Source organism: Pseudomonas thivervalensis (assembly GCF_001269655.1).
Classification (GTDB): Bacteria; Pseudomonadota; Gammaproteobacteria; order Pseudomonadales; family Pseudomonadaceae; genus Aquipseudomonas; species Aquipseudomonas thivervalensis.
Genome location: NZ_LHVE01000005.1, coordinates 16046 through 41855 on the forward strand (window position 1 = coordinate 16046; position 25810 = coordinate 41855).

Sequence of the window (25810 nt, forward strand, 5' to 3'; positions counted from 1 at the left end):
AGCCTGTCGACTTTCTTTATGCAGCCATGTTGTGCAAAGTCAGGCTATGTAGCCCCGGTGTCATCGCCATGAAGCTTTGGTGATGCTTATATGACAGCCCTCAAGGAGTCCCCTTTCATGCCCTGGCACACCCTGATCGAACACGGCGAGCGCCTGCCCGCCCATCCGGACCTGGCCGAAGGTTATGCCGCGTTGCTGCAACGCCTGGGGCCGGTGACGCCGTTCGAATTGGCCGTGCTCGGGGCTCGGTCGATGGCTACGCCGGGGCTGGCGTTCCTGGTGGGGTATCAGGCGGCGCTGCGAGTGCTGTGGCCGAGCGCGCCGCAGAGCCTCGGCGCCTTGTGTGCCACTGAGCAGCGCAGCGTGCGCCCGGCGGACATGCACACTCGCCTCGACGATCTGCGCCTGAGCGGACGCAAGGATTTCGTCACCGCTGGGGACGCCGCCGAGTGGTTGCTGATTGCCGCCCGCTGCGAAGCACCCGGTGAAGCGCCACGGCTGAACCTGGCGGTGGCCTACGCGGGTGAGCCCGGCGTAACCCTGGAAAAACTCCCCGCCATGGGCCTGATGCCCGACATCAGCCATGGTCGCGTGCTGCTCGACGGCGCGTTGTGCGAGTTGCTGGCCGGTGACGGTTGGGACGCCTACGTCAAGCCGTTCCGCACCCTGGAAGACCTTTACGTACTCAGCGCGATGACGGCCTGGTTGTATGGCGTCGGGCAGGAGTGTGCCTGGCCTCAAACGTTGCAACTGCGCCTGCTGGCGTTGCTCGCCGGTTGCGCGGAGGTGAGTCGGCATAACCCTTCCAGCGCTGCCGGGCATGTGCTGCTGGGCGGGTTGTTCGCCCAGTTCCACGGGCTCGACGGCGAACTCAACGCTGCCCTGGCCGCCGGGCCTGCAACGTGGCGTGAGCTGTGGACGCGGGACAAAGGCGTGATGGACATTGCGGCGGGGGCGCGGGCCAAGCGGTTGGCCAAGGCGTTGGAATAGCCCACCACTAACCCCTGTGGGAGTGAGCTTGCTCGCGATAGCGGTTTGTCAGTCGACATATTCTTGGCTGACACTCCGCCATCGCGAGCAAGCTCGCTCCCACAGGGGGCCAGACAAGACTCAAACTGTCATCAAGTCCGAATAGGCTCCGAAGGTTCAACCCCGCGAGCCCCAAGCATGTCCAAAGGCTGGTTCCTGATCCCGCTGTTGTTGCTCAACCTGAGCGTCCACGCCGAAGACTGGCCTGGCGAGCAATGGCCAAGCGGTCCGACTCCCACCGGGCCGGCCATCGAAGCCTTGGCGCAATACGCCTTCCCACCCCGGGACGATGTGAGTCGCGAGGGCATCCGCACCGACGCGCTGCTGGTGATCCAGGACGGTCGGCTGGTCTATGAACGCTACGCCGGGCCGACCACGGCGCAGACCCCGCACCTGACCTGGTCCATCAGCAAGAGCCTGCTGGCGACGGTGTTCGGCGTGGCTTACGGTGAACAGCGTTTTGCCCTGGATGATCCGACCGCCAAGTACTACCCACCGCTGAGCCGGCATCCGGGCCTGACCTTGGCCGATCTTTTCCACTGGGCCTCAGGCCTGGACTGGCAGGAAGACTACGAATACGCGCCGTTGAAGTCATCGGTAGTGGCGATGCTCTATACCCGCGGGCGCCATGACATGGCGGCGTTCACCGCACAGCATGAAGTCTTCAGCCCCCCGGGACAGGCGTTCCGTTATTCCAGCGGTGACAGCAACCTGTTGGCGGCGGCCCTGAAAAACATCGTCGGCGCGGCGCGTTATCCCGATTACCCCTGGACGGCCCTGTTCGAACCCTTGGGCATCCGCCACGCCACCTGGGAAACCGACGCCAATGGCACATTCGTGGGATCGTCCTATGCCTACCTCACGGCGCGGGACCTGGCGCGTGTCGGGTTGTTGATGCAACGGGACGGCCGCTGGGGCGACCGGCAATTGATCCCCAAGGATTGGGTCGCGTTCAGTCGCGAGCCTTTCGTGCACTTCCAGGCCGGCCAGGACGAAGCCGTGCCGGGCGGGCACTGGTGGCTCAACCGCGCCGCCGATCCAACGATCCACCCCTGGCCCGATGCGCCGCCGGACACCTTCGCCGCGCTGGGCCATTGGGGCCAGGCGCTGTACATCATCCCCAGTGCCAAACTGGTGATCGTGCGCTACGGCGACGACCGCGACGGCAGTTATCGCCATAACGAACTGCTCAAGCGCGCCATGGCGGCGTTCGCCGGGACGGTGCAGCCATGAAGCGCAACGTCCTGCTGACCCTGCTGTCGGTGCTGCTCATCGCCCTGCTCAGTTGGATGTGGCTGGAGCGAGTGGCGTTGCGGGCCTTTCCCGACATCATCAGCGCCTACACCGCCAAGGAGTATTGCTCGTGCCGCTATGTGATGCAGCAACCGGCCGAGTATTGCCGGGGATATGTGAAGCAGTCGGTGCCTACCAGTGACTTTTTCGATACCCCTGAAGCCAAGCGCGTCACCGTCAGCGGGTTGGGGCGCAGCAACAGTGCGCAATGGCTGGGCGAGCGGCAGGGGTGTCGGTTGGAACCCTGACCGCTGATGTGGAGGCTGCTTTTGTGGCGAGGGAGCTTGCTCCCGCTGGGCCGTAGGAGCTGTGTAGGAGCTGACGAGTGCAGCGAGGCTGCGATCCTTCCAAGGACACTTGACTCTCAAGCGAAAGATCAAAAGATCGCAGGCTTCGCCAGCTCCTAGAGAGCCCAGCGGGAGCAAGGGTTATGTGCGCAACAGGGATGTTGTGAAACAGACAGTTTGCAAGCGCCCTCGGCCCGGTTAAGGTTCGCCACAGGTTTATCTGCCCTTCGAGTGTGTATGTTCAAGCGGTTTTTCCCACGCGTGGTCGCGAGCTTGCTGCTGGCCTGCGCAGCGCTGCCGGCCCAGGCCGACTGGTACCTGGACGGCGAGTCGTCGCGGTTGTCGTTTATCAGCAGCAAAAACGGCAACGTCTCCGAGGTCCAGCGTTTCCTGGTGCTGCACGGCCAAGTCCAGCCCGATGGCTTGGCGCGCCTGGAAGTGGAACTGGAATCGATCAACAGCGGCATCCCGCTGCGGGACGAGCGCATGCGCGCCGAGCTGTTCGAGGTCAAGCAATTCGCCGAAGCCACCGTCACCGCCAAGATTGACCTGGCGCCGATCCAGGACCTGGCCAACGGCGCGCAGTTGGAATTGCGCTTGCCGCTGACGGTGAACCTGCACGGCAAACAGCATGAGTACCCCGTCGAACTGCTGGCGACGCGCCTGGATGAACGCCGGTTCCAAGTGGTGACCCTGGAGCCGGTGGTGCTCAACGCGGCGGATTTCGAGCTGGCGCCGGGTTTGGAAAAGCTGCGCAACCTGGCCAGGTTGTCGGCCATCAGCCTGTCGGTGCCGGTGAATGCGGTGCTGATCTTCACGGCGCGCTGACGTGAGCGGCCCGGTCTTTCCCTGGCGTGAAGGCAATCGCTTCGAGCTGTTGGTCGACGGCCCGGAGTTCTTTCCGCGCATGCTGGTGGAAATCGCCCGTGCCCAGGAGCAGGTCGAGCTGGAGCTGTACCTGGTGGAAGCGGGGACTTGCGCCGAGGCGATGGTCCAGGCGCTGGTCCAGGCCGCCGAGCGAGGCGTTCGTGTGCGCTGCTTGTTCGATGACTACGGCAGCCTGGCGTTTACCCTGGCCCTGCGCAAGCGCCTGACCGAGGCCGGGGTAGAGTTGCGTTTCTACAATCGCCTGAGCTGGCGCCGCTGGGTGCGCAACCTCTATCGGGACCACCGCAAGCTGCTGTTGGTGGACCAACGCCTGGCCGTGGTCGGTGGCACCGGGGTGACCGATGAATTCTGGAACCCCCTCGACGACCGCAGTGAATGGCACGAAGTGATGGTGGAAATCGTCGGCCCGCTGGTGCTCGACTGGCAACTGCTGTTCGACCGCCAGTGGCTTGCCAACCGCCATCGGCGCGCCTGGAAGCCAGCGTCCAACTTCGGCTTGCCGCGCTTGCCTCGCGTCCCGCCGGTGGGTGAGGGCATGGGCCGGGTGGCGTATGCCGACGCCCGACAGCATCGCGACATTTTGCAATCGTTGTCCCGGGCATTGAACAGTGGCCAGAAACGCATCTGGATGGCGACGCCGTATTTCCTGCCGACCTGGAACGTGCGCCGTTCCTTGCGCAAGGCCGCCGCCCGCGGCATCGACGTGCGCCTGCTGCTGACCGGCCCACGCACCGACCATCCGTCCGTGCGCTACGCCGGGCACCGTTATTACCCGCGATTGCTCAGGGCCGGCGTGCAGATCTACGAGTACCAGCCGTGTTTCCTGCACCTGAAAATGGTGTTGGTGGATGATTGGGTCAGCATCGGTTCATGCAATTTCGATCACTGGAACCTGCGCTTCAACCTGGAAGCCAACCTCGAAGCCCTGGATTCCAGGCTCAGCAGCGCCGTGGCCGCCAGTTTCGAGCGGGATTTCGCCCAGAGCCTGCAAGTCAGCCTCGACGCCTGGCAGCGCCGGCCGCTGTGGAAGCGGTTCAAGCAGCGGGTGTGGGGATTGGTGGATCGGGTGGTGGTGAACTTGCTGGATCGGCGGGGCTAAATCCCTACCGAAAACCACTGTAGGAGCGAGCCTGCTCGCGAAGGCGGCCTCACAGTCGATGATGCAGTGACTGATAGGCCCTCATCGCGAGCAGGCTCGCTCCCACAAGGTTATTGCAGTGTTGCTGGATCAGAGCAACTCAAAACTCTGCTGCTTCACCTCTTGGGAATCCAGGCCGATCTGCACGTTGAATTTGCCCGGTTCCGCGGCGTACTTGAGCTGGGCATTGAAGAACTTCAGGTCGTCTTCGGTGATGGTGAAGTGGATGACTTTCTTCTCGCCGGCCTTGAGCATCACCTTGCGGAAGTTCTTCAGCTCTTTCACCGGGCGGATGATCGAGCCGGTCACGTCCTGGATGTACAACTGCACCACGGTTTCGCCGTCACGCTTGCCGGTGTTTTCCAGCGTCACGCTGGCATCGAGCTTGCCGGTCTTGTTCAGCGTGGTCGACGACAGGGCCATGTCCGACAGGCTGAACTCGGTGTAGCTCAGGCCGTAGCCGAATGGGTAGAGCGGGCCGGTGGTGTCGTCGAAGTACTGCGAGGTGTAGTTGCCTGGCTTGCCCGGCGTGAACGGCCGGCCGATGCTCAGGTGGTTGTAGTAAGTCGGAATCTGCCCCACCGAGCGTGGGAAGGTGATCGGCAGTTTGCCCGATGGGTTGTAGTCGCCGAACAGCACATCGGCGATGGCGTTGCCGCCTTCGGTGCCGCTGAACCAGGTTTCCAGGATCGCATCGGCCTGCTGCTTTTCTTCCAGCAACGACAGCGGACGGCCATTCATCAACACCAGCACCAGCGGCTTGCCGGTGGCCTTCAGGGCCCTGATCAGTTCGCGTTGGCTGGCCGGGATGTTCAGTTCGGTACGGCTCGACGATTCATGGGACATGCCACGGGACTCGCCCACGGCGGCCACCACCACATCGGCATCCTTGGCGGCTTTCACCGCTTCGTCGATCAACACCTGGGCCGGGCGTGGGTCATCCACCACTTCCGGGGCGTCGAAGTTGAGGAAGTTCAGGTAGTCGAGGACCTTCTTGTCGCCGGTGATATTGGCGCCACGGGCGTAGATCAGCTTCGACTCGGCGCCCAGGGCGCGGGTCATGCCATCGAACAGGGTGACCGATTGCGCAGGGCGCCCGGCCGCGGCCCAGCTGCCCATCATGTCGATTGGTGCCTTGGCTAGGGGACCGACCAAGGCGATTTTCGCGGTTTTCTTAAGGGGCAGGGTCTGGTTGCGGTTTTCCAGCAGGACCAGGCTGCGACGCGCCACGTCACGGGCATCGGTGCGGTGCAGGCGGCTTTCGGCGTAAGTATCGGCCGGGTCGTCCTCGGCCTTGCCGATGCGCAGGTACGGATCCTTGAACAGGCCCATGTCGTATTTCGCCGCGAGCACTTCGCGCACGGCGTTGTCGATGTCGCTCTGCTCGATCTCACCGGCCTTGAGCAGCCCAGGCAGTTCCTTGCCGTAGAGCGAGTCGTTCATGCTCATGTCGATGCCGGCCTTGATCGCCAGCTTCGCCGCTTCGCGACCGTCCTTGGCGACGCCGTGCTTGATCAGTTCGAAGATGGCGCCGTGGTCACTGACCGCCAGGCCCTTGAAGCCCCACTCCTTGCGCAGCAGGTCGCTCATCAGCCAGGTGTTGGCCGTGGCCGGTACGCCGTTGATGGAGTTCAGCGCGACCATCACCCCGCCGGCTCCGGCGTCGATGGCGGCGCGGTAGGGGGGCAGGTAGTCCTGGTACATTTTCAGCGGACTCATGTCCACCGTGTTGTAGTCCCGGCCGCCTTCCACCGCGCCGTACAGGGCGAAGTGCTTGACGCTGGCCATGATGCTGTCGGCCGCGTTGGCGCCGCTGCCCTGGAACGCCTTGACCATCACCCCGGCGATGCGCGACACCAGGTAGGTGTCCTCGCCGAAACCTTCGGACGTCCGGCCCCAACGTGGGTCGCGGGAAATGTCGACCATGGGGGCGAAAGTGATGTCCAGGCTGTCGGCCGCGGCTTCCTTGGCAGCGATGCGGCCAGAATGGTAGATGGCGTCCATGTCCCAACTCGAGGCCAGGGCCAGGGGAATCGGGAAAATCGTGCGGTGGCCGTGGATCACGTCATAGGCGAAGAACATCGGGATCTTCAACCGGCTGCGCATGGCCGCGTCCTGCATCGGACGGTTCTCATCGCGGGTGATGGAGTTGAACGTGCCGCCGATGTTGCCGGCGGCGATTTCCTTGCGAATCATCTCCCGGGGCATTTCCGGGCCGATGCTGATCAGGCGCAATTGGCCGATCTTCTCTTCGAGGGTCATCTGCTTCATCAGGTTACTGATGAACGCATCCTTGTTCTCTATGGGGGCTGGCAGGTTGTCGGCTAATACGGAGTGACTGGCCAGACTGACAAACAGGCCCAGCAAACACAGCTTCTTCATGAATAATTTTCTCGCAAGCCTAAAGGGCGGTGATCAGGACACGCCGGTCAGCCAAAATGTGAGGAGCGGCTATTGTTGTTCAGTTACATGCAGCAGACTTTCGAACCCATTGGGCTGAACTTAGTTTCGCACTGCGCATCTTTTAGCCCATCAGCCCGTTTCAATCCAGCGCGGCGGCAGATTATGCCCCAGACGCCGTTGAGATAGGTGGCCGGGTTTTTCCAAAGTCTTGCCAGGGAGCGCTTCATCCAATGAATCCACGACTGAACGACCTTCGCCACCTGCCGATACTGGCTTTGCTGTTGCTCAGCACGCTGTTGGCCGGCTGCGGCATCAACAACATCCCGACCCTGGACGAACAAGCCAAGGCCGCCTGGGGTCAGGTACAGAACCAGTACCAGCGCCGCGCCGACCTGATCCCCAACCTGGTGGAAACCGTCAAGGGCTACGCCCAGCACGAGCAGGACACCTTGACCGCAGTGATCGAGGCGCGGGCCAAGGCCACGTCGATCCAGGTGGACGCCAGCACCTTGGACAACCCGGACAAACTCAAGCAATTCCAGCAGGCCCAGGACCAGCTGAGCGGCGCATTGAGCCGGCTGATGGTGGTGGTCGAGCGTTATCCGGACCTCAAGGCCAACCAGAATTTCCTGGCGCTGCAATCCCAGCTCGAAGGCACCGAGAACCGCATCGCCGTCGCCCGCCGCGACTTCATCCTGGCGGTGCAGAAGTACAACACCGAGATCCGCACGTTCCCGGGGCGCCTATGGCACAGCGTGATGTACAGCGACCTGCCGATCCGCGAAACCTTCGAGGCCACCAGCCCCAATGCCGAAAAAGCCCCTGAAGTGAAGTTCTGAAAAAACGGTGGGAGCGAGCCAGTGGAAGCAAAGCTTGCTCGCGATGAACGATAACGCGGTCATTGGAAAGACCGAGGTGCCTTCATCGCGAGCAAGCTCAGCTCCCACACCCGCTCGCTCCCACACAGGAGTTCCGATGCGCGTGTTGAAAGTTGGCCTGGTGCTGTTGCTCTGGGTGTTGGCATTCACGGCCCAGGCCGAATTGAAGTTTCCGGCGCTGACCGGACGGGTGGTGGACGCCGCCCAGATGCTCGAACCCTCGGTGCGCACGCAACTGGATGCGCAGCTCAAGGCACATGAACAGGCGACCGGCGAACAGGTGGTCGTCGTGACCCTGGCGGACCTGCAGGGCAGCAGCATCGAAGATTTCGGCTATCAACTGGGGCGCCATTGGGGCATTGGGCAGAAGGATAAAAACAACGGCGCGCTGCTGATCGTCGCCCGGGATGACCGTAAACTGCGCATCGAAGTGGGCTATGGCCTGGAGGATCGCCTGACCGATGCCCAGAGCTCGGTGATCATCAACCAGGTGATCACGCCGGCCTTCAAGACCGGCAACTTCAACAAAGGCATCAGCGACGGCGTCGCGGCGATGTTGGTGGTGCTGGGCGGCAGTCCGTTGGATGAACCAGCGCCTGCTTACAATACGGATGGGCAACAGGGTGATTTCGTCGAGCGCCACCCGGGGCTGTTCATCTTCCTGGTGATACTGTTTATCTTGACGATAGTGGTCTGCCAGACGCTTGGTATCCTGCCGGCCGGACGCGGTGGCTCCAGCGGTTCGGGCGGTGGCGGTGGCTTCGGCGGCGGAGGCGGTGGGGGCGGCTTCAGCGGTGGCGGTGGCAGTTTCGGGGGCGGCGGTTCGTCGGGCGGCTGGTGATAATAATGAGCAGGCATTTTCAACCATGGCATTACTGACTGAACACGAACAACGCAAGGTCGCCGAGGCCATCGCCCGGGTCGAGCGCCATACCGACGCCGAACTGGTCACGGTACTGGCCGCCCGCGCCGACGACTACGCTTACATCCCGCTGCTGTGGGCGAGCCTGCTGGCCCTGGTGGTGCCCGGCGTGGTCCATTACCTCAGCGGCTGGTTGGCCCTGCATAGCCTGTTGCTGGTGCAGTGGGTCAGTTTCATCGTGTTGTGCCTGGTGTTCCGCATTCCCAAAATCACCACGCACCTGATTCCCCGTTCCGTGCGCCACTGGCGGGCCTCGAATCTGGCGCGCCGGCAATTTCTTGAACAGAACCTGCACCACACCGTGGGCAGCACGGGCGTGCTGATCTTTGTCTGCGAGGCCGAGCGGTATGTGGAAATCCTCGTCGATGAAGGCATCTCCAAGCACCTGGACAACAAATGCTGGGACGCCATCGTCGCGGCGTTTACCCAGCAGGTTCGCCAGGGGCAGACTTTGCAGGGTTTCGTGACTTGTATCGAAGCCTGCGGCGAATTGCTCAAGGAGCACGTGCCGCTGACCCACGAACGCAATGAGCTGCCGAATCGGTTGGTGGTTTTAAGCTGATCTCTGCGGGCCATTATGGCGAGATGGCGCGAGCGCTTTTGTGGCGAGGGAGCTTGCTCCCGCTGGACCGCGAAGCGGTCCCCATCGGTTCCAAGGTCGGACACCGGGCTCGCAAATCGACGACTGCTTCGCAGCCGAGCGGGAGCAAGCTCCCTCGCCACAAAAGCCCAGTGAGCCAAAAGCCCAGTGAGCCAAAAGTCCAGTGAGCCACAAAAGTCCAGTGAGCCACAAAAGTCCAGTGAGCCAAAAGTCCAGTGAGCCACAAAAAGTCCAGTGAGCCGCAAAAGCCGGGTCCCTCGTAAAAAGTGACTACCTGGATTTCCTACCACTGGGGAAATTCCCCGTGCCCTCGCTGCCCATCCCCCCTAAAATACCCGTCATTCCCGATCCGCCCGCCCCGAGGCCGCTTGTCCATGTCCGCCACCGCAACGCCCGTCCGTCCCGCGCCGGATCACCACGCCCAGTTCATCGAGCTGCTGCACACCAGCCTTGAACAAAACGCGTTCATCAAACTGGTGCTGGCCAAGTACGTGGGGGACGAAGCGGACCTCCAGCGGCTGAACATCAAGCAACTGACGGTCAAGGACCAGCCGTGCCTGTCCTTCGTCTACCGCTACAAGACCCGCGACATCACCAAGAATTTCCCGCTGGCCGAAGGCGTGGACACCATTGCCGCGCTGTTGCCAGCGTCGTTCAAGAACGCCCATTTGCTGGCGGTCACCGACGAGGCTCAGCTGGAATACAGCAAGAAGGGCAAGAGCTCGCTGTTCAGGAGCAAGCCCCAGCAACTGCGGGAAGTGCCGTCTGCCGAGCACAACCGCGAGAAAAACCGCTTCCTTGACCTGAACCGGCCATTTCTGGCCGATCTGGGCGTGACCAACCACAAGCACGAGCTGATTCCGGCGATGTCGCGCAAGTGGAAGCAGATCAACAAGTTCATCGAGGTCTTCAGCCATGCGCTGACGTCTTCGCCGTTGGCCCTGGACAAACCGGTGCGGGTCTCGGATTTCGGTTCGGGCAAGGGCTACCTGACCTTCGCCATCCATGATTACCTGCGCAACACCTTGCAGGCCGAAGGCGTGGTGACGGGCGTCGAGCTGCGTGAAGACATGGTCAAGCTCTGCAACGAAGCCGCCGCACGCCTGGAGCATCCGGGCCTGAGCTTCCAGCACGGTGACGTGCGCAGCGTGGCGCCGAGTGCGGTGGATGTGATGATCGCCTTGCATGCCTGTGACATCGCCACCGACTACGCGATCCACATGGGCATTCGCTCGGGCGCCTCGATCATCATGTGCTCGCCGTGCTGCCACAAGCAGATCCGCCTGCAGATCCAGAGCCCGGCGTTGCTCAAACCGATGCTGCAATACGGCCTGCACCTGGGCCAGCAGGCGGAAATGGTCACCGACAGTTTGCGGGCGCTGTTCCTCGAAGCCTGTGGCTACGAGACCAAGGTGTTCGAGTTCATCTCCCTGGACCACACCAATAAGAACAAGATGATCCTGGCCGTTAAACGCGCAGAACCTGCGGACCCTGCCGAGCTGCTGGCGAAAATCGAAGAGCTCAAGGCTTTCTACCACATCACCGAGCACTGCCTCGAAACGCTGCTGCGGGCTGATGGTTACCTTGCCTGACCTACTGGCGCATTACCCCTGTGGGAGCGAGCCTGCTCGCGATTGAACGATGACGCGGTATGCCTGATAAAACGCGTCGCCTGAATCGCGAGCAGGCTCGCTCCCACAGGTTGCATCCAGCAGCCTGCATCCAACGGAGTGCAGCCCGTCAGGTCATGACCCGGTTACCGCTCGCCAGCTGACACTCCGGGCTACCTTTAATGCGTTAACCCTCACGCATTCCCAAAGGAGCCCCTTTCCATGGCCGCCAAGAAAATCCTGATGCTGGTCGGCGATTACGTCGAAGATTATGAAGTCATGGTGCCGTTCCAGGCCTTGCAGATGGTCGGTCACACCGTGCACGCGGTCTGCCCGGATAAAAAGGCCGGGCAGACGGTGCGCACGGCGATCCATGATTTCGAAGGCGACCAGACCTACAGTGAAAAACCGGGGCACTTGTTCGCCCTCAATCATGATTTCGCCAGTGTCCAGGCCGCCGACTACGACGCGCTGCTGGTGCCGGGTGGGCGTGCGCCGGAATACCTGCGCCTGAATGAAGCGGTCCTGCAATTGGTGCGTGATTTCGATCTGGCGGGCAAGCCGATTGCCGCGGTGTGCCACGGTGCGCAATTGCTGGCAGCGGCGGGCATCCTCGAAGGGCGTGAATGCAGCGCCTACCCAGCGTGTGCCCCGGAAGTCCGGCTGGCGGGCGGGACCTATATGGACATTCCCGTGACCGAAGGCCATGTCCAGGGCAACCTGGCGACCGCACCGGCCTGGCCTGCGCACCCAAGCTGGCTGGCGGGGTTCCTGACCCTGCTGGGCACGGCCATCACTTTGTAGTAAGGCACTGGCGGGACAAGCGCAGCGGGTCTTTACTCTCGGGGCATGCCCTCATTGCCTGGAGAACAATCATGTCCGGATGGTACGAAATCAGCAAAAGCAGCAGTGGCCAGTTTCGGTTTGTGCTCAAGGCGGCCAACGCCGAGACCCTCTTGACCAGCGAGCTGTATACCACCCGCAGCGGCGCCGACGGCGGCATTGCTGCGGTGCAGAAAAACAGTCCGCTGGCCGAGCGCTATGAGCTCAAGAATACCAAGGACGGCCATCCGTACTTCAACCTCAAGGCCGGCAACCACGAAGTGATTGGCAGCAGTGAGGCGTATTCATCGGACGCAGCCCGGGACAAAGGCATCGCCAGCGTCAAGTCCAACGGACCGACGACAGTCATCAAGGACAAGACCGTGGCTGCACTCTGAACCCATCCCTATGGGAGCGAGCCTGCTGTAACGAGTGGGCTTTTGTGGCGAGGGAGCTTGCTCCCGCTGGACCGCGAAGCGGTCCCCATCGGTTCCAAGAACAGGCAGCAGGCTCACAAAATGACGACTGCTGCGCAGCCGAGCGGGAGCAAGCTCCCTCGCCACAGTCATGCGCTGACCTGGCATTGAGTTTCCAGGTCATGTAGTCCGAGGCTAAACCTCCACCGGCACCGACAATTTCGGGTCGCCCAACGGATGGCTCTTGGCATCGAAGAAGCGCAATTGCACGTCCAGCCCCTGGAACACCTTGGCGAAATGCCGCTTCTGATGCTGGATGAACGCCTGGCTACGGGGATAGATCGAAATCGCCACGGTTTTCGGGGCGGCCAGGCGCAGGGCATGGACAATGTGCCGGTCCTGCTCGCCGAGGGCGTGGCCGAACAGGCACAGGTTGTCGCCATGGTGCAGCAACTGGTCGTAGCAGAACGACAGGTAATCACTGCTGCGGATGGTCTTGAGCTTGTCGGTGCTGGGGCCTTCATTGACGAACAGCGGCACGTCGTCGAGGGTCTTGATCGTGTTATTGATGGCGAAACTGCCCAGCAAGGTGCCTTCGGTGGACGTGAGCTTGCGCGCCGTGCCGTCCTGGTTGCGCACCAGGTGCAGGCCGCCGTGCAGGTACAGCAGGCGTGGTTTGTCCGTGTTCGCCTGGCTCAGGTCGAAACTGTGGTCATTGCCGAAAAACAGGTCGGTGATGGTCTCGGCTTCATGCTGGATCGCCCAGTAGTTGAGCAAGTCGTAATTGGTGGTGAACACCGTGCGGTAGCGGCTCAGCTCCCGGTTGAGCGTCGCCAGGGTCGACGGCTGCACCAGCCGCCACGGGATGTGCACCGCGTGCACGGTGTTGATCAGCGCTTCCTTGATCGCGTAATAGCGGTTACGCGGGGCGGCGGAGCTGACGGCCAGGGCCTTGTTGACCCGACTGGTGGTTTTCAGTGCACCGAGCACCTGTTCGAAGCTGCGGGTCTGCATCGCGTCGAACACGCTCAGTTCCGACGGGCTCAGGGGTTTTTCTTCGACGGTGCGGGCATTTTCGAACAGCGAGTCATAGCCGAAATCGTCCCACACCGCACGGCTGGCGCCATTGCCCAGCAGCAACCCGCTGAAGGCGGTGTCGGCGCGCAAGGCCTCCCAGTCTTCGAGCCGGGTGTCGTATTCCTGGAAATCGGTCATCGCAAGGATCATCTCAAAACGTGGCAAAGGCAGGTCGCGACTTTATCACGACCCAGTCTTGAGCCAGATCAAGATACATCGTGACTACTCGGTCAATCCTGTACGCCCCTGCCGATCCGGCCTCTTCCAGGAGCGTGACCCCATGAGCAGCACTTTTTTCATCCCCGCCGTGAACATCATGGGTCTGGGTTGCCTCGACGAGGCCATGACCGCCATCCGCAACTACGGCTTTCGCAAGGCGCTGATCGTCACGGACGCGGGGCTGGCCAAGGCCGGCGTCGCCAGCAAGGTCGCCGGCCTGCTGGCGCTGCAGGACGTCGACTCGGTGATTTTCGACGGCGCCAAGCCCAACCCGAGCATTGCCAATGTCGAACTCGGTCTGGGTTTGCTCAAGGAAAGCCAGTGCGATTTCGTGGTGTCCCTGGGCGGTGGTTCGCCTCATGACTGTGCCAAGGGCATCGCCTTGTGCGCCACCAACGGCGGGCAGATCCGTGACTATGAAGGTGTCGACCGTTCAAGCAAGCCGCAACTGCCGCTGATTGCTATCAATACCACCGCCGGCACCGCCAGCGAAATGACCCGTTTCTGCATCATCACCGACGAGACACGTCATGTGAAAATGGCGATTGTCGATCGCAACGTGACCCCGCTGATGTCGGTGAACGACCCGGCGTTGATGGTGGCGATGCCCAAGGGCCTGACGGCCGCCACCGGCATGGACGCGCTGACCCATGCGGTCGAGGCTTATGTTTCCACCGCCGCCACCCCGATTACCGATGCCTGCGCCCTGAAGGCCATCACCCTGATCAGCAATAACCTGCGCTTGGCCGTGCGCGACGGCAACGATCTGGCGGCGCGGGAAAACATGGCCTACGCGCAGTTTCTCGCGGGGATGGCATTCAACAATGCGTCGTTGGGTTTCGTGCATGCCATGGCGCATCAACTGGGTGGTTTTTACGACTTGCCTCACGGCGTGTGCAATGCCGTGCTGTTGCCCCATGTACAGAGTTTCAACGCCTCGGTGTGCGCCGCTCGCCTGACCGATGTGGCCCATGCCATGGGAGCCGATACACGTGGCTTCAGCCCGGAAGAGGGGGCTCGCAATGCGATAGCGGCGATTCGCAGCCTGGCCCAGGACGTGGACATTCCGGCCGGTTTGCGTGACTTGGGCGTGCGCCTCAACGACGTACCGGTGCTGGCCGCCAACGCCCTGAAAGACGCCTGTGGCCTGACCAACCCACGGGCGGCGGACCAGCGGCAGATCGAAGAGATTTTCCGCAGCGCATTCTAGGCTTTGTATGAAAAGTCGCCGAGCGGCGATCAGGCAAGGCGAAAACAGGCGTGGAACGGCCGGGGTCGCGTTCGACTTGACGGTTGTCAATGAGCATTCCGAGCCTGTTTTCAACGCAGCATGATCGTCGCGCGGGCACTTTTCGTACAAAGCCTAAGCGACCCGGGGTGGCACGAACCTCACACAGAGCATCGCCGCCGCTCCCAGCAGTGCGCACAACGCCGCCAGCGGCCAGGCCTGTTGACTCAACAACAGGCTGGCCATGGCACCGATCACCGAGGCCATCAGTTGATGCAGGAACCCGCTCAACGCCATGGCATAAGCGCCGGCCACCGGCGAGCCTTCATTGGCCAGGGACAGGCTGATGGGGTAGATCAACGACTGGCCAAATACCGCAAAGCAATATGGCAGCCAGAAGAGCAACGCTATGCTGCTCAGGGTGAGGCTACCCAGCAGCATGGTCACGCTGCCGCCGAGCACCAGCGCAATGCCCCAGTTCATCATTCGCCGTTGGCCGGTGCGCAGCACAAAAGCGTTCACCGCCAGTGCGCCGAGCAGATACGCGGCACTGATTGGCCAACCCAGCAGGCCGTATTCAATGGCCGACCAGTGGAAGCTCTCCTGCAGGATCAGCGGCGCAGCGGTATTGAACGCGACGATCACACCGTAACCCAGCCCACCGGCCAAGGCCGGCAGCAAAAAAGTTCGTTGCCGGAGTATCTGCCCATAGATGACCGATGCCGATTGCTCGGTGCCCGCCTGCACCAGCATCGGGAACCTGGCCCGCGACACCGCGGCGGCCATGGCCAGGCTGACGGCGCCCAAACCGTAAAAAATCGCCTCCCAGCCGAAAGCGGCCTGGATCAATGAGCCCAGGTACTGGCCGATACCGAGGGCAATCACAAAGGCGATCGAGATCCAGGACAGCGCCTTGGCCAGCAGGTCGCCGCTGAAACTGTCACGAATCAAGACCCGCGCCATCACCGAGATGCCGCTGGCGCCGATGCCCTGGATCAACCGGAGCGCCAGGAACGCCTCGATGGTTGTGCCCAGCGGCAGGGCCAGGTTTGCCAGGCCGTACAACCCCAATGCCGCCAGCAGGACCGGCTTGCGCCCCAGGCGCTGGCTCAGGCTGCCCCACAGCAACATGGGCAGCGCCATGCCGATCAGGTACACCGACAGGCCCCAGGAAACCCGGGACGCATCGGCGCCGAGATCCCGGGCGATAGCGGGCAGCGCCGGCAAATAGATGCTCATGCCCAGTTGTGCCAGGAAAACGGTGGTACAGGTGACGACCAGGGTTGTACGGTTATTCATCGAGCGACCTGTCTCAGGGGCGGATGTCACGCCCGTGGGTCAGTAGCAGTTCGGTGATTTTTTCGCAAAACGAGCGAATCACGTCCGGCTCCATGTCGGCGCGCAGGGTAATGCGAATGGCAGCCTTGCCTTGCGGCACCACGGGGAAAAACACCGCCGAGGTGAAATACCCCAGTTCGGCCAGTTCAACTGCCAGGCTGTTGGCCAGCGCTGCTTCGCCGCAGGGCACCATGCGGATCGCCATGGGAGTGCCGTGCTGTTCGGTACGCACGAGGCTGTCGAAGAAGCGGATATTAACCTGCAAACGCTCCTGCAAGGCGGTGAATTCATGGCTGCGGTGCAGGCGGATAGAGGCCATGCCGGCACCGATGGCCGCAGCATTCAGGCTTTGGGACCAATTGCTCGGGCCACCGTAGCGCTGCACCAGCGCCTTGTGCCGTTCACAGCCAAACATGACCAGCCCGCCACTGGCACCGAACGACTTGGCCAGCGAGGCCACGATCAGGGTGCGCTCGTCCACGGCCGGGATACGCGAACGGACCAGGCCGGCGCCGGATTCGCCGACCGCAGACAGTGCGTGGGAATCGTCCAGATAAAGAAACAGGCCATAGCGTTGCTTGAGATACATCAGGCTATCCAGGTCCGCCATCCCACCCATGCTGTAGGCGCCGTCGGCCACATACGCCACGTCGCGCTGGCGTTTGCACAAGTCCTCGATGAAATCCATGTCGTTGTGCGGGCAGGTGATGACCTGGGTTTCATCGGCGCAGGCGGCCTTGCTGTGGTTCATTGAATAGTGGGCATGTTTGTCGAACACCATGACCGGCGAGCGATTCTGGGTGAACGCGCCGCTGGCCAGCAATGGCAGGATTCCGGCGCTTGCCGCACTGCAAGACAGGGCACTGAGGCAACTGGCGCCAAACAGCTCCGACAATTGGGTCTCGTACTGGTCCAGGATCGCCAGCTTGCAGCGATTCTTTGAGTTGGCGACCCGTAGGGTTCCGGTTTCCCACAGGGCGGTCATGGCGCCGTCCAGCAGTGCGGGGTGATAATCCAAGCCGAGGTAGGACGTGGTACAGAAGTGATGAAACGTCCGACCGTATTGGTCGACCAGCACATTGGGGGTCTTGACCTCGACATTCAGCCCTGAGATTTTTCCGGCCTCGGTGCTTTGCCAATCCGTGTCAGCGAGGGAAATGACCTTGCGGTAGTTGGTGAAATGATGGGGCGATTGAGCAGTCTGGTTCATGGTGCGATGACATTCCTTGGTTGATGGTGCTGTCCGTGGGGTGTTTCGGTAGCGGTGTGTTTCCAGACTTTACAGATTGTTGTGCAGGGCTTTGAATCGGCTGTTTCCGGCGTGTTTGAGTGTCACTGGAGATTTCTGCGTAGGACTTTGCCTAGGACTCTGGCCGGGGAATCCGTTGGCGCTGTCGGAGCTTGGGAGCACCACGGATTTGCCCCAAGCCCGCTGGGTCATCACTTTTTTCTGAAGGTTGCTTGCCGATGCTCTCAGGCCTCAATCATCTGACCCTTGCGGTCGCCGATCTGGATCGCAGCGTGGTTTTTTATGGCGAGCTGTTGCAGCTGCGCCTTGAAGCCAAATGGAACAACGGTGCGTATTTGTCGCTGCCGGGTTTGTGGTTGTGTCTGTCGTACGACCCGTTGCGCAGGCCTGAGCCAGCGGCGGACTACACCCATTACGCATTCAGCATCAATGCCGAACATTTTCCTGTGCTAGTGACGCGGCTGAACGCGGCCCAGGTGTCATCGTGGCGAGACAATCGCAGCGAGGGGGATTCGTTCTACTTTCTCGACCCGGACGGGCACAAGCTGGAAGTCCATGTGGGCGACCTGGCGTCGCGGTTGCAGGCCTGTCGGCAGGCACCGTATGCCGGCATGGTGTTTTTTACGGGGTCCTGACGGGGCTGTGTCGAATCGCGTGGCCGACCTACTGGGCGTTTCATCCACTACGGTTGACTGCCTGCGCTATCCTCATCGGTATTGGGCGCGTCGGCCTCGCTCGTTGTATCGGCGTCACGAACTGACCATCACCCGCTTCGCTCACCGCTGTATTACCCGGATGACCTCCAGCCCCCATGGACACTTCAAGTTCCGCGCCGCTGGCCAGCTACATCGACCTTCTGCTGGACGCCGTGTGTGCCGTCGACGGTCAAGGGCGTTTCGTGTTTGTCAGTGCCGCCTGCGAGCGCATTTTCGGCTACACCCCGCAGGAGCTGATCGGCCGGCCAATGATCGACCTGGTGCACCCCGCCGACCGCCAGCGGACCCTTGAGGCGGCGCGGGAGATCATGGGGGGCGAGCCCAAGCTCAATTTCGAGAACCGCTACCTGCGCAAGGACGGGCGGGTGGTGCACATCCTGTGGTCGGCGCGCTGGTCGCCGGTGGACCAACTGCGCATTGCCGTGGCCCGGGACATTACTGAACGCAAGCAGGCCGAGTCCCGGCAGGCGGCGTTGTATGCGATTTCCGAAGCGGCCCATGCCGCGGCTGACTTGCTGGCGCTGTTCAAGCGCATCCACCTGATTATCGGCGAGTGGCTGCCGGCGCTGAATTTCTCGGTGGCGCTGTACGACGAACAGTGTTCGCAGCTGAATTTCGCCTATCACGTCGACGATCGGGAAGGGCAGCCCGAATTGCCGGGAACAGTCACTGGGCGCTTGTGCGCCGAAGTGATTCGCAGCGGCCAGCCGATCCTCCTGACGCCCGGTTGCAGCCAGTTGCCGCCGGGGTTCGACGACTTGGTGGCGCAGCCGGACGCACCGTGCTGGCTGGGCGTGCCGCTGAACTCGCAGAGCGGCACGATTGGCGCGTTGATCGTCAAGAGTGCCCCCGACAACGAGCGCTACACCGAGCAGGACAAGGAACTGCTGCAATACGTCTGCGCACAGATCACCCTTGCCATCGAGCGCAAGCAGTTGCACGCCCGGTTGCAGCACATGGCTCAGTACGATCAGTTGACCCAGGTGCCCAACCGCGAGTTGCTCCGTGAACGGTTCAAGTGCGCAGTGGCGGCTGCTCGCGCTGCATCCGGGCGCATGGCCTTGCTGTATATCGACCTGGACCGTTTCAAGCAGGTCAACGACACCTATGGCCATGGAGTGGGCGACATGCTGCTGCAAGCGGTGGCCAGTCGTCTGAAAGGGTGTATCCGCGACACCGACACCGTGGCGCGTATTGGTGGCGACGAGTTCGTGGTCCTGCTGCACAGCATCCAGGCCTTGGAGGATGCCCATCGCGTGCAGGAAAAAATCCACCACGCACTGGCCCAGCCGCTGCGTCTGGACGGGCACTGCCTGAGCATCGAACCGAGCATCGGCGTGGCCTGCTTTCCTGACCATGGCACTGAAGACATCGCCCTGTTCCGCCACGCGGACGAGGCGATGTACGCCGCCAAACGCCACAATCACCGGGCGTTCGGCATCTGATCGCGCGTCACCGTTCGTCGTGGCGCCCGCACCTTTCTCAAACCTTCAGCCCGTATCCAATTCGAATATGAGAAGAGGGCCGACGCGCCCGGCATCCACGAATAAGGAGGGTTGAACCATGCCTGGTTCAAGCAGTATTTATCCGACAAACATTGCCCATGATCGAACGAAGGTGTCCGAAGCAGGTCGCAAAAGTGGGAGAACCACCATCACGACCGTCGATAGAAACCCGTCGAAAGCCGAAATTGGCCGGAAGCCGGGTCGGACGTCTCGCTGAATACTCATGGCTGGTTCTGATTCAACGGTGGATAAACCGCCAGAACTTTTATCAGAGGAGGGCGCGACCATGAGCCGTATGGCCAGTTTATTTCGCACCACCAGTGTCGTCGTGCTGATGGGCCTGGGTGCCAACAGTGCCTGGGCCCAATCGCCTGCCGAATTCATCAACGATGCTTCTGCCAAAGGCATGGCCGACATCGAGACCAGTCGTATGGCCCACGGAAAAGCCGAATCTAGGGAGGTCAAGGACTACACCATCATGGTGATCAACGACCGCACCACCGCCAATCAACACCTGGCGAAGATTGCCAAGAAGCTCGACTTGCCTGTCGCTCCTCGGGAGGAAGTGGCCGACAAGGCCAAGGCCTTGATGCCGCAGGTCAAGGAAGGCGAGTCGTTCGAAGCCGCGTATGCCGCCAGCCAGGTCAAGGCGACCGAGGAGGCCATCGCGCAGATCCAGGAGGAAGCCCAGACCACCGAAGTGCCGGAAATCAAGGCGTTCGCCGACGAAACCCTGCCCAAATTGCAGACCCATCTCGAAATGGCCAGGGCGCTGCAGGCCAGCCGTTGATCTGCTGCATCTGGTTTTACATTCAGGCCCGGGGCGTCAGCGTCCCGGCCGATTTTGCCCGCCGAAAAGGAGAACCTCGATGTCCACACGCCGAGAACCCAACCAATACGCGATGCAGAACCCACTGACGCAATATCCGCGCCCGGAATTTCCCGACCAACCGCAATCCCCGCCGGGCATCGACCAGGACATGCTGCCGCAACCGGATCATGGCGAAAAAACTTACCAAGGTTTCGGCCGCCTGGAGGGACGCAAGGCATTGGTCACTGGTGGTGACTCGGGGATTGGTCGCGCCGCGGCCATCGCCTACGCCCGGGAAGGCGCCGATGTGGCGATCAATTATCTACCCAGCGAAGAACGCGACGCCCGGCAAGTCATCGAACTGATCGAAGCCGAGGGCCGCAAGGCCATTGCGATTCCTGGCGACCTCAAGGACGAGGCGTTCTGCGTGCAAATGGTCAAGATGGCGCAGCAGCAATTGGACGGGCTGGATATCCTGGTGAATGTTGCCGGTAAGCAGGAGGCGCAGAAAGATATCGCCGACATCACCACCGCGCAATTTGACGACACCATGAAGACCAACATCTATGCGATGTTCTGGATCTGCAAGGCCGCGGTGCCGCTGATGCCGGCCGGGGCGACCATCATCAATACCGCCTCGATCCAATCCTATGACCCGTCCGCGACCCTGCTGGATTACGCCACCACCAAAGCGGCGATCGTGGCATTTACCAAGGCGCTGGCCGGGCAGGTGGTCGGCAAGGGGATCCGGGTCAATGCCGTAGCACCAGGACCGATCTGGACCGTGCTGCAACCGAGCGGCGGTCAGCCCCGGGAAAAAATTCCCACCTTTGGCTCCCAGGTACCGATGAAACGTCCGGGCCAACCGGCCGAGTGCGCGCCGCTCTACGTCCTGCTGGCCTCGCAGGAATCGAGTTATATCACCGGGGAAGTATTTGGCGTGACGGGAGGCAACCCGTTGCCTTGAGGCTCGACAGATGCGCGAGTGGCTGATGCCACTCGCGCATAGGCATCAGCACTGATTCAGGTCGATCTTGTTCTTTTGCTCCACGCCGTCAAGGCTCTTGGCCTCGTCTTTGCCCATGTCCTGGTAGCGCTTGCGCAGCGCTTCAAGTTGCTTGAGGTCCAGCGACTCGAGGCCGAGCATCGCATTTTGTGCGTCCTTGGTCGCCCGCAGCAATTCGTCCACTTTCAAATGCAGGATGTCCGTATCGCGGTTCTGCGTGTTCTGGATCAGGAATACCATCAGGAAGGTGATGATGGTGGTCGAGGTGTTGATGATCAATTGCCAAGTGTCGTTGAAGCCGAACAAAGGTCCGCTGGCAGCCCAGATCGCCAACAACACGATGGCGCCTAGAAAGGTTTTGGGGCTCCCCGCCCAAAGGGATAGTTTTTGCGCGATTTTTGCGAACGTCATTGCCGTGTTCCTTATGGGATGCACCTGTCTGGTGTGACAGCAACGAGGCGGTGAAAATTCTACTTGCATTGCAGTCGCGAACATCCGTCGACGTTCATCGTCCGGCACGAGGAAAGTCGCAACCATTGCCGCTCTTGCAGGTCACTCCTGAAAGCCCTCAGCATCGGAGTACACCATGAATTTCGCCCGCACTTTTTGCCTCGCCTGCTGCCTGTTCGCCTTGCAAGGCTGCTTCGACAACTCGGATAACGAGACCAAGGACAACACTGACGGCACCAAGTCTTCGGTGCAGATGCAGGAGTCCAAGGCTGAAAATAAATAGACGACATAGCCAGGCATGGCTATGTAAAAAACCTGTGGGAGCGAGCTTGCTCGCGATGACGTCGGGTCAGCGATATTACGGGCGCCTGACACACCGCAATCGCGAGCAAGCTCGCTCCCACAGGTGTGGCTGTTTTTTATCGGCCTTGTTGCAACACCTTCAGCGCTGCCGAAGCGAGGAAGCCCGAACGGCTCTTCTCCTCAGGATGGTGCAACACATATTCATCAATACGATTGAGCAGGTAGCCAGGCAACGTGATATTGAGTTTCTGCGCCTTGCCCAGGTACTTGGTCACATCGATGTCCACCAGTGCCCAGGTGCAACCGGCGTATTGCGGATTGGCGGCATGCAAGGTGACGGTGTTGGCCGGTGGAATCGGCGAGCCGTCTTCCGCCAGAATCTCGAAATGCCCTTCAATGGCCTCCCGCGCCATCGCCATGGCCTCGTCCAAGTCGTCGCCTGCGGAAAAACAACCGGGAATATCTGGTACTTCAACACCCCAGGCATGCTTGTCATCGCCCATGGAAATCGCAATCGGGTAAAGCATATTCATCGTCCTCCGGGAACGTCGCGCAACGGGCCGGCTGAAGCAGCGCCTGTTGCAAAATACTGATGGCCGTTTTCTTGAGCAGGTCCTTCTTCGGATGAGGAACCGTGACCAACCCCGGTTTGGTCGGGTGCTTGAAGTGATGGTGACTGCCCCGAACCCGCACCAGATACCAACCGTCTGCAATGATCTGGCTTATCAAAAATCGGCTATTCACAACACCTCCGTGTGGTGTGCTTGGTGGGTACTATACCTACTGGAAAAGAATGATCAACACTATAACCACCGAAGGTGACTTCGACAGGCATGCGCAGTCGCTGCAATGAAGTCTAGAAGCGGCGGAGCGCAAGGGTGGCAGAGGCGAGGGTGGGTTTATTTCGGGATGTGAAACCGGGCGAAAATGCTTGTGTGGCGAGGAAGCTTGCTCCCGCTGGGGCGCGAAGCGGCCCTGGATTTACAGCTTAAAATAACAAGCCGCTTTGCGAAATTGCGGTCGCTATGACTGCTGCACAAACGTCAGCCGCACCGCAAACCCAATCAAAAGACTCCCAAACAACCACTGCTGTACGCGCTGGGCCGAAGGCGAGCGCTGAAGCCAGCGACCGAGTGCGACGCCGACCAACGCGTAGGCGCAGTCGAACAGCAGGCCGACGCCCACCAGCACCACGCCCAGGATCGCGAACTGCCCCAGCACCGGCCCGATCTGTGGATCGATGAACTGCGGTAATAACACCGAGCAAAACAGCAAGGCCTTGGGGTTGAGCAGGTTCGTCAGCAGCCCACGCCGAATGGCCTCGTGATAATGCCGTCTTCCAACCTCGACAGTGGCGCCTTCAAAACTCGGTAGCAATGTGGTCCGCAGGCATTGAAAGCCAATCCATAACAGGTAGGCAGCACCGGCCAGGCGCACGACATCGAAGGTCCACGGCGCGGTCTTGAACAAGGCCGAAAGCCCTAGCGCCGCCAATGCCACATGACACCCGCGAGCAACCCCCAACCCTACCGCCGTCGCCAGCGCCGCCCCCTTGCCCTGACGGGCACCGGTTTGCAGCAGCAGGATCATGTCCGGCCCGGGCAACAGATACGCCACCGTCAACGCCATCAAAAACAACCCGAGCCCTGCCATGCCACACCCCTTGGATCAACGATTCGCAAGTGCCAAGTCTATGGCTGGCGGGCAGGGCAGGTGGTTGCGAAGACAGCTTCTAAAGCATCGGGAATTGGCATAACCTGCCAAACATCTGCGTCATCCAATCGGAAAATGCCAACTCATGAAACTGGACGCCTTCGACCGCAAAATTCTCGTCGCGCTGCAACGCGACGGTCGCCTGAGCAACGTGCAACTGGCCGAAGAAATCGGCCTGTCCCCCTCACCCTGCCTGCGCCGCGTGCGGATGCTCGAAGAGGCGGGGGTGATTCGTGGTTACCAGGCCGTCCTGGACCGCGACGAAGTGGGCCTCGGGCTGACGATCTTCGTCGGCGTCAAGGTCGAACGGCACAATGACGAGCGAGCCGAAGCGTTTCGCCAAGCCGTGACGGCATTGCCCGAAGTGATCTCGGCATTCCTGGTATCGGGTGAGTCGGATTTTCTACTGCAAGTCGTAGTGCCGGACCTGCGGGCTTATGACCGTTTTGTCACGGGGCAGTTGTTGAAATTGCCCGGGATCAGCGATATCCGGAGTAACTTTGCGATTAATACGGTGAAAACGCCGGGGGCGTTGCCGTTGGGGCATTTGCCAGGTTGAGCGCTTCGCACTCAAGCGGGAGCAAGCTCCCTCGCCACAGGGCTCATTTATTCTCCGGTCGTATTATCTATCTTCCCTGTAAAGATCCTATTGTCGGGTTTGCGTAGCGTCTCGCGATAGCGGTCAGCACGCTACCCTTCCTTAGGCAGATCTCTTGTGCGAAGGGATGTTGTCGTGCTATCACGCAGAGACGCTCAGTGCCCAGTTAACTTCCCAATAGGGGGACGGGCTTTGGATGGAGCTCAGCATGGATCGGCTGCGCCTACACGCAATTGATCGTAAAAAATCAAACATGTCCCGTCTTGTCACATCGGGCGGTTTTGTCGTGCCTGAAATTTAATAAATGATACTTAAAATGCCCATTTTCTAGACGAAATCTCCGCTCAAGCTTTACTGGCCACAGCCGAAATTCATGCTGCAGACTTCTAAACAAACATGATTTTACGAGACCTCCTCTACCATCCTTAAAGCAAGGAAGAAAAATGGCAGTTATTAATGGAACAGCTGGCGCAGATGCACTAATTGGCACCGCAGGCGATGATGAGATCAACGCTCTGGGTGGGAACGATGTCATCAAGGGCACTGCTGGCGCAGACAAAATTGATGGCGGTGCTGGTTCAGATATTGTTGACTACTCGGCATCTACTGAAGGTATCAGTATAGATTTGCGCCAGGTAACTGGACTTGTTGGACGGGGTGGCGACGCAGAGGGGGATACTCTCATTGGGATCGAAACCGTCATAGGCTCTGCCTTCAACGACGTGCTCTCCGCTGGCCCATACACCATAGCCACAGCGATACGGCTGGAAGGGGGCGCCGGCGACGACATCTACAACATCAATATGGGGCAGACCCCCACCATCATCGAACAGGCCGATGGCGGCAACGATGAAGTCCGCGTGTCGGTGATCAATGCCAGCGGCACGGTCCTGGCGACCAACGTCGAGCGCCTGACCTACGTCGGCACTGGCGCATTCACCGGTTACGGCAACGACAGCGACAACGTCATTACCGGCGGTTCGGGTAACGACACACTGTTCGGTGGCGCGGGCGCGGATCAGTTCATCGGCGGTGCCGGCTCTGACATCGCGGGTTATACCGACAGCAAAGAAGCGGTGACCATCAACCTCAAGACGGGCGTGCATTCCGGGATCGCTGCAGGTGACACCTACACCGACATCGAGGCGATCAGAGGATCGAATTTCAACGACACCTTTATTGGCGATGGTAGCGGTATCGATTTCGACGGCGGTGCCGGGGTCGACACGGTCGACTACTCGGGCTCGACTGCCGGGGTAAACGTCAATGTCCGTCTCGGGACGGGAACCGCAGGAACGGGCGGAGATGCC

26 protein-coding genes and 1 pseudogene are annotated in these 25810 nt (G+C 61.0%); 19 read left to right on the top strand and 8 right to left on the bottom strand.

Annotated elements, in window-relative coordinates; genetic code table 11:
- Window positions 1-117 precede the first annotated feature (117 nt).
- The 5 genes from AD659_RS05960 (at window position 118) to AD659_RS05980 (ending at window position 4596) form a co-directional block, all read left to right on the top strand.
- The gene (locus AD659_RS05960) at window positions 118-990 is read left to right on the top strand and encodes an acyl-CoA dehydrogenase family protein (protein WP_053119244.1); all 873 of its coding nucleotides are present in this window, start codon (window positions 118-120) and stop codon (window positions 988-990) included.
- A 177-nt stretch (window positions 991-1167) separates the two neighbouring features.
- A complete protein-coding gene (locus AD659_RS05965; protein ID WP_053119246.1) occupies window positions 1168-2262 on the top strand; it encodes a serine hydrolase domain-containing protein in 1095 nt (364 codons plus the stop codon).
- Window positions 2259-2570, top strand: a complete 312-nt coding sequence (locus AD659_RS05970) for a hypothetical protein (protein ID WP_053119248.1) — start codon at window positions 2259-2261, stop codon at window positions 2568-2570. Before AD659_RS05965 ends, AD659_RS05970 begins: the two co-directional genes overlap by 4 nt.
- A 276-nt stretch (window positions 2571-2846) precedes the next feature.
- Window positions 2847-3437: a YceI family protein gene (locus tag AD659_RS05975; RefSeq protein ID WP_053119250.1), complete on the top strand. Its 591-nt coding sequence runs from the start codon at window positions 2847-2849 to the stop codon at window positions 3435-3437.
- A gap of 1 nt (window position 3438) precedes the next feature.
- On the top strand, window positions 3439-4596 hold the full coding sequence (locus tag AD659_RS05980; protein ID WP_053119252.1) for a phospholipase D-like domain-containing protein: 1158 nt from the start codon (window positions 3439-3441) through the stop codon (window positions 4594-4596).
- A gap of 129 nt (window positions 4597-4725) precedes the next feature.
- Here the strand turns inward: AD659_RS05980 and bglX are convergent, their stop codons facing one another.
- Entirely contained in the window at window positions 4726-7017 is a 2292-nt protein-coding gene (gene bglX / locus AD659_RS05985) for a beta-glucosidase BglX (RefSeq protein WP_053119254.1), read from the bottom strand.
- Between the two features lie 251 nt (window positions 7018-7268).
- Between bglX and AD659_RS05990 the strand changes: the two genes are divergently transcribed.
- The 6 genes from AD659_RS05990 (at window position 7269) to AD659_RS06015 (ending at window position 12269) form a co-directional block, all read left to right on the top strand.
- A complete protein-coding gene (locus tag AD659_RS05990) occupies window positions 7269-7877 on the top strand; it encodes a LemA family protein (protein ID WP_053119256.1) in 609 nt (202 codons plus the stop codon).
- A 136-nt stretch (window positions 7878-8013) separates the two neighbouring features.
- Window positions 8014-8757, top strand: coding sequence for a TPM domain-containing protein (locus tag AD659_RS30335; protein WP_053119258.1), 744 nt, complete (start codon window positions 8014-8016; stop codon window positions 8755-8757).
- 25 nt (window positions 8758-8782) lie between these two features.
- A complete protein-coding gene (locus AD659_RS06000; RefSeq protein WP_053119260.1) occupies window positions 8783-9400 on the top strand; it encodes a TPM domain-containing protein in 618 nt (205 codons plus the stop codon).
- 413 nt (window positions 9401-9813) lie between these two features.
- On the top strand, window positions 9814-11031 hold the full coding sequence (locus tag AD659_RS06005) for a class I SAM-dependent methyltransferase (RefSeq protein ID WP_053119262.1): 1218 nt from the start codon (window positions 9814-9816) through the stop codon (window positions 11029-11031).
- Window positions 11032-11271: 240 nt separating this feature from the next.
- Complete coding sequence (locus AD659_RS06010) at window positions 11272-11853, top strand: DJ-1/PfpI family protein (RefSeq protein ID WP_053119264.1); 582 nt, start codon at window positions 11272-11274, stop codon at window positions 11851-11853.
- A gap of 71 nt (window positions 11854-11924) precedes the next feature.
- Window positions 11925-12269: a YegP family protein gene (locus AD659_RS06015; protein WP_053119266.1), complete on the top strand. Its 345-nt coding sequence runs from the start codon at window positions 11925-11927 to the stop codon at window positions 12267-12269.
- 213 nt (window positions 12270-12482) lie between these two features.
- On the opposite strand, the gene AD659_RS06020 is transcribed toward AD659_RS06015, so the two are convergent.
- Window positions 12483-13502 (bottom strand): DUF4917 family protein, encoded by a 1020-nt coding sequence (locus tag AD659_RS06020; RefSeq protein WP_053119267.1) that lies wholly within the window; start codon window positions 13500-13502, stop codon window positions 12483-12485.
- A 142-nt stretch (window positions 13503-13644) separates the two neighbouring features.
- Between AD659_RS06020 and yiaY the strand changes: the two genes are divergently transcribed.
- On the top strand, window positions 13645-14793 hold the full coding sequence (gene yiaY / locus AD659_RS06025; protein ID WP_053119270.1) for an L-threonine dehydrogenase: 1149 nt from the start codon (window positions 13645-13647) through the stop codon (window positions 14791-14793).
- A gap of 153 nt (window positions 14794-14946) precedes the next feature.
- Here yiaY and AD659_RS06030 read toward each other — a convergent pair whose 3' ends face one another.
- Entirely contained in the window at window positions 14947-16110 is a 1164-nt protein-coding gene (locus AD659_RS06030; RefSeq protein ID WP_053119272.1) for an MFS transporter, read from the bottom strand.
- A gap of 13 nt (window positions 16111-16123) precedes the next feature.
- Window positions 16124-17359, bottom strand: a complete 1236-nt coding sequence (locus tag AD659_RS06035) for an aminotransferase class I/II-fold pyridoxal phosphate-dependent enzyme (RefSeq protein ID WP_053119274.1) — start codon at window positions 17357-17359, stop codon at window positions 16124-16126.
- Window positions 17360-17616: 257 nt separating this feature from the next.
- Between AD659_RS06035 and fos the strand changes: the two genes are divergently transcribed.
- The 4 genes from fos to AD659_RS06055 all read left to right on the top strand — a co-directional run bounded on the left by fos (window position 17617) and on the right by AD659_RS06055 (window position 21397).
- Window positions 17617-18033 carry a fosfomycin resistance glutathione transferase gene (gene fos, locus AD659_RS06040; protein ID WP_053119276.1) on the top strand — a complete coding sequence of 139 codons (417 nt, stop codon included), beginning with the start codon at window positions 17617-17619 and terminating at the stop codon, window positions 18031-18033.
- A gap of 176 nt (window positions 18034-18209) precedes the next feature.
- The gene (locus tag AD659_RS06045; protein ID WP_053119278.1) at window positions 18210-19559 is read left to right on the top strand and encodes a sensor domain-containing protein; all 1350 of its coding nucleotides are present in this window, start codon (window positions 18210-18212) and stop codon (window positions 19557-19559) included.
- Between the two features lie 346 nt (window positions 19560-19905).
- Window positions 19906-20409: a DUF4142 domain-containing protein gene (locus AD659_RS06050; protein WP_053119280.1), complete on the top strand. Its 504-nt coding sequence runs from the start codon at window positions 19906-19908 to the stop codon at window positions 20407-20409.
- 79 nt (window positions 20410-20488) lie between these two features.
- Window positions 20489-21397, top strand: a complete 909-nt coding sequence (locus AD659_RS06055; RefSeq protein ID WP_053119282.1) for an SDR family oxidoreductase — start codon at window positions 20489-20491, stop codon at window positions 21395-21397.
- 45 nt (window positions 21398-21442) lie between these two features.
- On the opposite strand, the gene AD659_RS06060 is transcribed toward AD659_RS06055, so the two are convergent.
- Window positions 21443-21847: a low affinity iron permease family protein gene (locus AD659_RS06060; protein WP_053119284.1), complete on the bottom strand. Its 405-nt coding sequence runs from the start codon at window positions 21845-21847 to the stop codon at window positions 21443-21445.
- A 175-nt stretch (window positions 21848-22022) separates the two neighbouring features.
- On the opposite strand from AD659_RS06060, the gene AD659_RS29935 reads away from it, so the two are divergent.
- A complete protein-coding gene (locus tag AD659_RS29935) occupies window positions 22023-22169 on the top strand; it encodes a hypothetical protein (protein WP_167352857.1) in 147 nt (48 codons plus the stop codon).
- Window positions 22170-22305: 136 nt separating this feature from the next.
- On the opposite strand, the gene AD659_RS06065 is transcribed toward AD659_RS29935, so the two are convergent.
- The 3 genes and pseudogenes from AD659_RS06065 to AD659_RS06075 form a co-directional block, all read right to left on the bottom strand.
- Window positions 22306-22716, bottom strand: coding sequence for a type II toxin-antitoxin system HicB family antitoxin (locus tag AD659_RS06065; protein WP_053119286.1), 411 nt, complete (start codon window positions 22714-22716; stop codon window positions 22306-22308).
- Between the two features lie 40 nt (window positions 22717-22756).
- Window positions 22757-22933 (bottom strand): annotated as a pseudogene (locus AD659_RS06070) (type II toxin-antitoxin system HicA family toxin); the annotation flags it as partial.
- Between the two features lie 279 nt (window positions 22934-23212).
- Window positions 23213-23842, bottom strand: a complete 630-nt coding sequence (locus tag AD659_RS06075) for a LysE family translocator (protein WP_053119291.1) — start codon at window positions 23840-23842, stop codon at window positions 23213-23215.
- Between the two features lie 145 nt (window positions 23843-23987).
- On the opposite strand from AD659_RS06075, the gene AD659_RS06080 reads away from it, so the two are divergent.
- Window positions 23988-24461, top strand: coding sequence for an Lrp/AsnC family transcriptional regulator (locus tag AD659_RS06080; RefSeq protein ID WP_053119293.1), 474 nt, complete (start codon window positions 23988-23990; stop codon window positions 24459-24461).
- 482 nt (window positions 24462-24943) lie between these two features.
- The coding region (locus AD659_RS29730; protein ID WP_167352858.1) for a calcium-binding protein at window positions 24944-25810 on the top strand (867 nt) is incomplete at its 3' end.

What these genes read in the sequence shown, in the direction of transcription:
- AD659_RS05960 (WP_053119244.1), top strand. Translation starts at nt 118, where the DNA reads ATGCCCTGGCACACCCTGATCGAACACGGCGAGCGCCTGCCCGCCCAT.
- AD659_RS05965 (WP_053119246.1), top strand. Translation starts at nt 1,168, where the DNA reads ATGTCCAAAGGCTGGTTCCTGATCCCGCTGTTGTTGCTCAACCTGAGC.
- AD659_RS05970 (WP_053119248.1), top strand. Translation starts at nt 2,259, where the DNA reads ATGAAGCGCAACGTCCTGCTGACCCTGCTGTCGGTGCTGCTCATCGCC.
- AD659_RS05975 (WP_053119250.1), top strand. Translation starts at nt 2,847, where the DNA reads ATGTTCAAGCGGTTTTTCCCACGCGTGGTCGCGAGCTTGCTGCTGGCC.
- bglX (WP_053119254.1), bottom strand. Translation starts at nt 7,017, where the DNA reads ATGAAGAAGCTGTGTTTGCTGGGCCTGTTTGTCAGTCTGGCCAGTCAC.
- AD659_RS05990 (WP_053119256.1), top strand. Translation starts at nt 7,269, where the DNA reads ATGAATCCACGACTGAACGACCTTCGCCACCTGCCGATACTGGCTTTG.
- AD659_RS30335 (WP_053119258.1), top strand. Translation starts at nt 8,014, where the DNA reads ATGCGCGTGTTGAAAGTTGGCCTGGTGCTGTTGCTCTGGGTGTTGGCA.
- AD659_RS06000 (WP_053119260.1), top strand. Translation starts at nt 8,783, where the DNA reads ATGGCATTACTGACTGAACACGAACAACGCAAGGTCGCCGAGGCCATC.
- AD659_RS06005 (WP_053119262.1), top strand. Translation starts at nt 9,814, where the DNA reads ATGTCCGCCACCGCAACGCCCGTCCGTCCCGCGCCGGATCACCACGCC.
- AD659_RS06010 (WP_053119264.1), top strand. Translation starts at nt 11,272, where the DNA reads ATGGCCGCCAAGAAAATCCTGATGCTGGTCGGCGATTACGTCGAAGAT.
- AD659_RS06015 (WP_053119266.1), top strand. Translation starts at nt 11,925, where the DNA reads ATGTCCGGATGGTACGAAATCAGCAAAAGCAGCAGTGGCCAGTTTCGG.
- AD659_RS06020 (WP_053119267.1), bottom strand. Translation starts at nt 13,502, where the DNA reads ATGACCGATTTCCAGGAATACGACACCCGGCTCGAAGACTGGGAGGCC.
- yiaY (WP_053119270.1), top strand. Translation starts at nt 13,645, where the DNA reads ATGAGCAGCACTTTTTTCATCCCCGCCGTGAACATCATGGGTCTGGGT.
- AD659_RS06030 (WP_053119272.1), bottom strand. Translation starts at nt 16,110, where the DNA reads ATGAATAACCGTACAACCCTGGTCGTCACCTGTACCACCGTTTTCCTG.
- AD659_RS06035 (WP_053119274.1), bottom strand. Translation starts at nt 17,359, where the DNA reads ATGAACCAGACTGCTCAATCGCCCCATCATTTCACCAACTACCGCAAG.
- fos (WP_053119276.1), top strand. Translation starts at nt 17,617, where the DNA reads ATGCTCTCAGGCCTCAATCATCTGACCCTTGCGGTCGCCGATCTGGAT.
- AD659_RS06045 (WP_053119278.1), top strand. Translation starts at nt 18,210, where the DNA reads ATGGACACTTCAAGTTCCGCGCCGCTGGCCAGCTACATCGACCTTCTG.
- AD659_RS06050 (WP_053119280.1), top strand. Translation starts at nt 19,906, where the DNA reads ATGAGCCGTATGGCCAGTTTATTTCGCACCACCAGTGTCGTCGTGCTG.
- AD659_RS06055 (WP_053119282.1), top strand. Translation starts at nt 20,489, where the DNA reads ATGTCCACACGCCGAGAACCCAACCAATACGCGATGCAGAACCCACTG.
- AD659_RS06060 (WP_053119284.1), bottom strand. Translation starts at nt 21,847, where the DNA reads ATGACGTTCGCAAAAATCGCGCAAAAACTATCCCTTTGGGCGGGGAGC.
- AD659_RS29935 (WP_167352857.1), top strand. Translation starts at nt 22,023, where the DNA reads ATGAATTTCGCCCGCACTTTTTGCCTCGCCTGCTGCCTGTTCGCCTTG.
- AD659_RS06065 (WP_053119286.1), bottom strand. Translation starts at nt 22,716, where the DNA reads ATGCTTTACCCGATTGCGATTTCCATGGGCGATGACAAGCATGCCTGG.
- AD659_RS06075 (WP_053119291.1), bottom strand. Translation starts at nt 23,842, where the DNA reads ATGGCAGGGCTCGGGTTGTTTTTGATGGCGTTGACGGTGGCGTATCTG.
- AD659_RS06080 (WP_053119293.1), top strand. Translation starts at nt 23,988, where the DNA reads ATGAAACTGGACGCCTTCGACCGCAAAATTCTCGTCGCGCTGCAACGC.